The 6969-nt window shown below is 58.3% G+C and carries 8 protein-coding genes; 6 read left to right on the plus strand and 2 right to left on the minus strand.

Going from position 1 to position 6969, the window contains the following annotated elements; translation table 11 throughout:
- The first annotated feature begins 14 nt into the window (after positions 1-14).
- From E4U03_RS03150 to E4U03_RS03175, 6 genes are all read left to right on the plus strand, one after another.
- On the plus strand, positions 15-560 hold the full coding sequence (locus tag E4U03_RS03150) for a F0F1 ATP synthase subunit B (protein ID WP_135011537.1): 546 nt from the start codon (positions 15-17) through the stop codon (positions 558-560).
- Positions 560-1372, plus strand: coding sequence for a F0F1 ATP synthase subunit delta (locus E4U03_RS03155; protein WP_135011538.1), 813 nt, complete (start codon positions 560-562; stop codon positions 1370-1372). Before E4U03_RS03150 ends, E4U03_RS03155 begins: the two co-directional genes overlap by 1 nt.
- A 158-nt stretch (positions 1373-1530) precedes the next feature.
- Positions 1531-3156 (plus strand): F0F1 ATP synthase subunit alpha, encoded by a 1626-nt coding sequence (gene atpA / locus E4U03_RS03160; RefSeq protein ID WP_135011539.1) that lies wholly within the window; start codon positions 1531-1533, stop codon positions 3154-3156.
- A gap of 79 nt (positions 3157-3235) precedes the next feature.
- A complete protein-coding gene (locus E4U03_RS03165; RefSeq protein ID WP_135011540.1) occupies positions 3236-4156 on the plus strand; it encodes a F0F1 ATP synthase subunit gamma in 921 nt (306 codons plus the stop codon).
- Positions 4157-4200: 44 nt separating this feature from the next.
- Positions 4201-5664: a F0F1 ATP synthase subunit beta gene (gene atpD / locus E4U03_RS03170; protein ID WP_135011541.1), complete on the plus strand. Its 1464-nt coding sequence runs from the start codon at positions 4201-4203 to the stop codon at positions 5662-5664.
- A gap of 2 nt (positions 5665-5666) precedes the next feature.
- A complete protein-coding gene (locus E4U03_RS03175) occupies positions 5667-5924 on the plus strand; it encodes a F0F1 ATP synthase subunit epsilon (RefSeq protein ID WP_135011542.1) in 258 nt (85 codons plus the stop codon).
- 82 nt (positions 5925-6006) lie between these two features.
- Here the strand turns inward: E4U03_RS03175 and nucS are convergent, their stop codons facing one another.
- Entirely contained in the window at positions 6007-6723 is a 717-nt protein-coding gene (nucS, locus tag E4U03_RS03180) for an endonuclease NucS (protein ID WP_135011543.1), read from the minus strand.
- A gap of 130 nt (positions 6724-6853) precedes the next feature.
- Positions 6854-6969: IS3 family transposase (locus E4U03_RS03185; RefSeq protein WP_135011154.1), on the minus strand; the 116-nt coding region annotated here is incomplete at its 5' end.

The raw sequence follows: 6969 nt of genomic DNA on the forward strand, positions 1-6969 counted from the left end.
CAGGAAAACCCCCTATGTCTCACTTAATGGCAGCAGCAGAGGGCGCGAACCCTCTGATCCCCAATGTCTGGGAAATCGCCATTACCGCCATCGGGTTCCTGCTCCTCCTCTTCATCGTCACCAAGTACGTTGTCCCGGCATTCGAAAAGATTTACCAGGACCGTAAAGAAGCAATTGAGGGTGGTCTAGCCAAGGCTGAAAAGGCTCAGGCAGAGGCCGCGGCAGCACGCGAAGAGTACGGCCAGCAGCTCGAAAGCGCTCGTCTGGAAGCTCAGAAGATTCGCGAAGAAGCACGCGCCGAAGGCGACGCCATCGTGGCAGAAGCTAAGGAGCGCGCAAACGCTGAGGCCGCTCGCATCACCGAAAACGCCCAGAAGACTATCGAGGCAGAACGTGCAGCTGCCGCAGCATCACTTCGTACCGAAGTTGGCGCTCTGGCAACCTCACTAGCTGGCAAGATTGTGGGCGAATCCCTCAACGATGATGAGCGATCCGCACGTGTAGTCGATCGTTTTCTTGCTGACCTTGACGCGCAGCAGCAGGCAGGTGCAGCCCGCTAATGGCAGCAGTATCGACTGAATCACTGAACAAGGTGGAACAGGTTCTGGTGGCCCAGCCTACCGATAACCCGACCCACCTCGCAGAAGAGCTCTTCGCTGTTGTCGACGTTATCGACAGCAACGGCGGGTTCCGGCGAGGTCTAACCGATCCTTCCCGCGAAGCAGCGCAGCGAGCAGGCATCGCCCGCTCCGTTCTGGGCGGCAAGATTTCCGACGCCGCTCTGGCTATCGTTTCTGCAGCAGCAGAAGCCCGCTGGAGCGAAGAACGCGATCTGGCTGATGCCCTCGAAACAACCGCTGTCACCTCAGTAGCGCTTTCTGCTGAACAGCGCGGAGGTATCGATGCACTGGAGCAGACCGTCAACGAACTGCTGACCTTCATCAACACCGTTGATGCCTCAGCAGAAGCACAGGCTGCTCTTGCCGATACCAGGGCAAGCAAGGAAGCACTCAAGAAGCTGGCTGTCAGCCTCGGTGGCCGTGTAGCTACCGCTGAAGGCAAGCTTCTGCTAGAACGAGTTGCCACTGCGGCCCGCGGAACCACCGCAGCCCGTCTGGCTAACGAGTTCGTAGAAATCATCGTCAAGCGTCAAAACCGTTGGATCGCACGAGTTACCTCAGCAACCGCGCTGACTGCAGAGCAGATTGCAAAGCTGCAGGGGTCACTCAACAAGACCTACGGCAAGGAGCTGAAGCTCGACATCACCGTAGACCCCGCACTTCTGGGCGGTCTGCACGTGCAGGTAGGGGACGAAGTCATCGATGGCTCACTGTCCACCCGACTGTCAGAACTCAGCCGCGCTTTCGCATAGGCGATTTACACAGTCGAGACCTCGACGGTGATTTAGAAGATACACAGACGACATCGGGTTAAGCCTAAGAAACACAACCCGAGCACGTCACACAAGTTTCGGTGGGCCTGCCGTCAGTCGGCAGGCACACCAACAAATTAGGAGAGCAGGGACATAAGATGGCCGATTTGACCATCAACGCCGATGATGTTCGTAACGCGCTGAACGAATTCGCAGCGTCTTACGAACCCGGCAATGCAGAGCGCGTAGAGGTGGGTCGTGTTGCATCAGCATCCGACGGCATCGCACGCGTTGAGGGCCTTCCCTCAGTAATGGCTAACGAGCTGCTTCGCTTCGAAGACGGCACCCTTGGCCTGGCACAGAACCTCGACACTCGTGACATCGGTGTCATCATCCTCGGTGACTTCACCGGCATTGAAGAAGGCCAGGAAGTTCACCGTACCGGCGAGGTTCTCTCAGTACCCGTAGGCGACGCCTACCTGGGCCGCGTAGTTGACCCCCTGGGCAACCCCATCGATGACCTGGGCGACATTGAAGCCGAAGGCCGCCGCGCCCTCGAACTTCAGGCTCCCGGCGTTACCCAGCGTAAGTCAGTTCACGAGCCCCTCCAGACCGGTCTCAAGGCAATCGACGCCATGATCCCGATTGGCCGCGGCCAGCGTCAGCTGATCATTGGTGACCGCCAGACCGGTAAGACCGCTATCGCGGTTGACACCATCCTGAACCAGAAGGACAACTGGGCAACCGGCGACCCCAACAAGCAGGTTCGCTGTGTCTACGTTGCTATCGGTCAGAAGGCATCAACCATCGCAGCAGTATGCGAAACCCTCAAGCAGCAGGGCGCACTGGAATACACCACCATCGTGGCTTCCCCCGCATCTGACGCAGCAGGCTTCAAGTACCTGGCTCCCTACACCGGTAGCGCCATCGGCCAGCACTGGATGTACGGCGGCAAGCACGTCCTCATCATCTTCGATGACCTCTCAAAGCAGGCAGAAGCCTACCGTGCGGTATCACTGCTGCTGCGTCGTCCTCCGGGCCGCGAAGCATACCCCGGCGACGTCTTCTACCTCCACTCCCGCCTGCTCGAGCGCTGTGCAAAGCTCTCCGACGAGCTGGGTGCAGGTTCAATGACCGGCTTCCCGATTATTGAAACCAAGGCAAACGACGTTTCAGCCTTTATTCCCACCAACGTCATTTCCATCACCGACGGCCAGATTTTCCTGCAGTCAGACCTCTTCAACGCTAACCAGCGCCCTGCGGTCGACGTAGGTATCTCCGTCTCCCGTGTAGGTGGTGCAGCACAGACCAAGGCTATGAAGAAGGTCTCCGGTACCCTCAAGCTCGACCTTGCTCAGTACCGCGCCATGGAAGCCTTCGCAATGTTCGCTTCCGACCTGGACGAAGCCTCAAAGGCCCAGCTGACCCGCGGTGCTCGCCTCACCGAGCTGTTGCGTCAGCCCCAGTACACCCCCTACGCAGTTGAGGACCAGGTTGTCTCAATCTGGGCAGGCACCAACGGCTACCTCGATGACCTCGAAGTTTCAGACGTTCTGCGTTTCGAATCAGAGTTCCTCGACCACCTGCGCCGCTCCACCTCAGTACTGCAGGACATCGCAGCATCAGGCAAGCTCGAAGACGAAACCGTAGCAGCTCTCAAGACTGCCATCGTTGACTTCAAGCAGGGCTTCCGCTCAGAAGGCACCAGCCACCTCGTTGAGGTCGGCCACGAAGAGCACCAGCCCCTGTCAGACAGCGAAGTATCACAGGAAACCATCGGTTAGCGATTTTCCTAGCAGGTGAGATGCCCCTCCAACAGAACCTGGGGGAGGGGCCCTCACCCTAGGAGTGAAAGGAATCTCTATGGGAGCCCAGATTAGGGTTTACCGCCAAAAGATTACTTCAACATCGTCTATGAAGAAGATCTTCAAGGCGATGGAGATGATCGCAACCTCACGCATTAACAAGGCACGTAAGAGCGCAGAGGCCGCTAGCCCCTACGCAAATGCGCTGACCAAGGCCGTCACTGCCATCGCGACCCAGCACCACATTGAGCACTCCCTGCTTAACGCACGCTCAAAGGCAAAGACCGGTCGCTCCGCAGTTCTCGTCCTCACCAGCGACCGCGGCCTTGCGGGTTCATACTCCTCATCCGTCCTCAAAAAAACCGAGGGTCTTATTGAGAAGCTCCGCGGTGAGGGACGTGATGTCAAGCTCTATCTCATCGGTCGCAAGGCAAAGTCCTACTTTGACTTCCGCGAACGTGAATACGAGCAGGCTTGGGAAGGTAACACCGACAACCCCAACATCGAGATGGCCGTTGCAGCACGCGACGCCATCCTGGCAGCCTACGAAAACGGCGAAGTCGATGACCTTCATATCATCTACACCGAATTCGTCTCCATGGTCAGCCAGGAAACCCGCGTCCTGCGCCTGCTCCCCATCGAGGTAGCAGACGCACGCGAACTCGGTGAAGAAATCCTGCCCGGCGAACGTCTCGAAGACGACCAGTTCCAGCAGAACTCAGTCTTTGAATTCGAGCCCAGCCCCCAGGAAGTTCTCGACGAGTTGCTGCCCCGCTACATCGCCTCCCGCATCTATGCGTGCCTGCTAGAAGCAGCGGCCTCCGAACTGGCGTCCCGCCAGCGCGCGATGAAGTCCGCAGGTGATAACGCTGACGAGCTCATCAAGAAGTACACCCGCCTGATGAACAACGCTCGCCAGGCAGAAATTACTCAGGAGCTCAGCGAAATTGTTGGCGGCGCCGACGCACTCGCCTCCTAATCCACCAGACAACTTTCCACTCTCTACATAGGTAAGTGAGAACAATGACTGCCACTCTGAACGAATCGGCTACCGCGCCGGCTCAGGGCGCAACCGGTCGCATTGCTCGCGTTATCGGCCCTGTCGTTGACGTTGAGTTCCCTGCCGGCCAGGTACCTGATATCTACAACGCGCTGACCGCTGATCTGACCCTCAACGGCACCACCCGTAAGATCACCTTCGAGACTGCCCAGCACCTCGGTGACTCACTGGTACGCGCAATCTCCCTGCAGCAGACCGACGGTCTCGTCCGCGGCCAGGCTGTAGTTGACACCGGCGCTCCCATCTCCGTCCCCGTAGGTGACGGCGTCAAGGGCCACATTTTCAACGTCCTCGGTGACGCCCTCGACGTCTCCAACGACGAAATCAAGGCTGACACCTACTGGCCCATCCACCGCGCAGCCCCCGGCTTCGCAGACCTCGAAGGTTCGACCGAGATGCTGGAAACAGGCATCAAGTCCATCGACCTTCTGACCCCCTACATTAAGGGCGGTAAGATTGGTCTCTTCGGTGGTGCAGGCGTTGGTAAGACCGTTCTGATCCAGGAAATGATTACCCGCGTTGCCCGCAACTTCGGTGGTACCTCAGTATTCACCGGCGTCGGTGAGCGTACCCGTGAAGGTAACGACCTCTGGGTTGAAATGGAAGAAGCTGGCGTTCTGAAGGACACCGCTCTTGTGTTCGGCCAGATGGACGAACCTCCGGGAACCCGTCTGCGCGTTGCGCTGACCGGCCTGACCATGGCGGAATACTTCCGTGACGTTCAGAACCAGGACGTTCTGCTCTTCATCGACAACATCTTCCGCTTCACCCAGGCAGGTTCTGAGGTTTCAACCCTGCTCGGCCGCATGCCGTCCGCTGTGGGCTACCAGCCCAACCTGGCCGACGAAATGGGTCTGCTGCAGGAGCGCATCACCTCAACCCGTGGTCACTCCATCACCTCCATGCAGGCAATTTACGTTCCTGCGGACGACTACACCGACCCCGCACCTGCAACCACCTTCGCCCACCTGGATGCAACCACCGAGCTCTCCCGTGAGATTGCTTCACGTGGTCTGTACCCCGCGATTGATCCCCTGTCCTCCACCTCCCGAATCCTGGACCCCCAGTACATCGGTCAGGAGCACTACGACACCGCAATCCAGGTCAAGGCTATCCTGCAGGAAAACAAGGAACTTCAGGACATCATCGCCATCCTCGGCGTTGACGAACTCTCCGAAGAGCAGAAGGTCGTTGTTTCACGTGCCCGCCGCATCGAGCAGTTCCTCTCACAGAACACCTACACTGCAAAGCAGTTCACCGGTGTCGAAGGTTCAACCGTGCCGATCAAGGACACCATCGAATCCTTCCAGATGATCTGCCGCGGCGATGTTGACCACATCCCCGAGCAGGCCTTCTACAACATCGGTGGTATGGACGACGTCATGCGCCGTTACGAGGAAATCAAGGCACAGTTTGGAGCCAAGTAATCATGGCACTGAAAGTTGAAGTCGTTTCCCGTGAACGAGTCGTGTGGGTTGGCGAAGCCAAGTACGTGCGCGCGCGCACCGTCGATGGCGACCTGGGTATCATGCCCGGTCACATCCCCACCATGGCCCTTCTCGCTGAAGACGGTGAGCTTCTGATTGAGGCAACCAGCGGTGAGAAGAAGACCACCCGCCTGCACGAAGGTTTCTTGACCGTCTCTAACGATCGAGTCACCATCGCAGCTAAGCACGCACAGATCTAACTAGATTACTGTGACGAAAGGACGCCGCCCTTCCCCAGAGATGGGGGAGGGCGGCGTCCTTATTTTTAGCTATTTTCTTGTCTTAGAAGAGGCGGGATTCCACGTCATCTACTCCGCGCATGGCATCGTAATCGAGAGCGACGCAGCGGATGCCGCGGTCTTCTGCCAACGTGCGGGCCTGGGGCTTGATGCGCTGGGCAGCAAAGACACCCTGAACCGGTGCTAGCAGGGGGTCACGGTTGAGGAGCTCTAGGTAGCGGCTGAGCTGTTCTACGCCGTCGATGTCGCCCACACGCTTGAGCTCGACAGCCACAGAGACGCCCCCGGCGTCCTTGGCCAAAATATCCACCGGGCCGATTGCCGTGGGGTACTCGCGGCGCACCAGGCGGTAACCTGCGCCAAGAAGCTCAATCTGTTCAGCCAGCAGTCGCTGTAAGTCGGCTTCAACGCCGTCCTTAATAAGGCCGGGGTCAATACCCAGGTCGTGGCTGAGTTCCCCGTGGGTGCCAAAGACGCGAATCACCAGCTTGTCGTCGCTCTTGGCGGCCTGCACGGTCCACAGCTCGCTCACATCAGGGTCAAGATCCTCGGCTACCGAGGTGCCCTCGAACTCTTCACGAGGGGAAATATGCAGACGGCAGGGCGGGCTCATCCAGTTCAGGGGTTTGTAGGAGCCGCCGTCGGAGTGAATCAGCACCGAGCCGTCATTTTTGATCATGAGCAGGCGGGTAGCACGGGGCAGATGGGCATTGAGACGGCCCATGTAGTCTACGGAACAATCAGCTATAACTAAACGCACCGTACCACTCTAACAGGTGGCTTGGGCAGGCACACCGGTGCATGAAAGAATGGGGGAATGCCCCGTCGTTCTTCATCTAAGCCCCGCCGCCCCAACTGAACTAGCCCCCGAAAGTTGGACTGGTTTAATCCTAGACCGTCAGGGCTGCCAAAGCCTGGCTCCGATACCCCATCGGAGCCAGGCCCTTTAATCGCTCCTGAAGCCTACCGTTGTTATACCAATAGATATAGTCATCAACCGCCTGAC

This window comes from Rothia nasimurium (assembly GCF_004569295.1).
Lineage (GTDB): Bacteria > Actinomycetota > Actinomycetes > Actinomycetales > Micrococcaceae > Rothia > Rothia nasimurium_B.

What these genes read in the sequence shown, in the direction of transcription:
- E4U03_RS03150 (WP_135011537.1), top strand. Translation starts at nt 15, where the DNA reads ATGTCTCACTTAATGGCAGCAGCAGAGGGCGCGAACCCTCTGATCCCC.
- E4U03_RS03155 (WP_135011538.1), top strand. Translation starts at nt 560, where the DNA reads ATGGCAGCAGTATCGACTGAATCACTGAACAAGGTGGAACAGGTTCTG.
- atpA (WP_135011539.1), top strand. Translation starts at nt 1,531, where the DNA reads ATGGCCGATTTGACCATCAACGCCGATGATGTTCGTAACGCGCTGAAC.
- E4U03_RS03165 (WP_135011540.1), top strand. Translation starts at nt 3,236, where the DNA reads ATGGGAGCCCAGATTAGGGTTTACCGCCAAAAGATTACTTCAACATCG.
- atpD (WP_135011541.1), top strand. Translation starts at nt 4,201, where the DNA reads ATGACTGCCACTCTGAACGAATCGGCTACCGCGCCGGCTCAGGGCGCA.
- E4U03_RS03175 (WP_135011542.1), top strand. Translation starts at nt 5,667, where the DNA reads ATGGCACTGAAAGTTGAAGTCGTTTCCCGTGAACGAGTCGTGTGGGTT.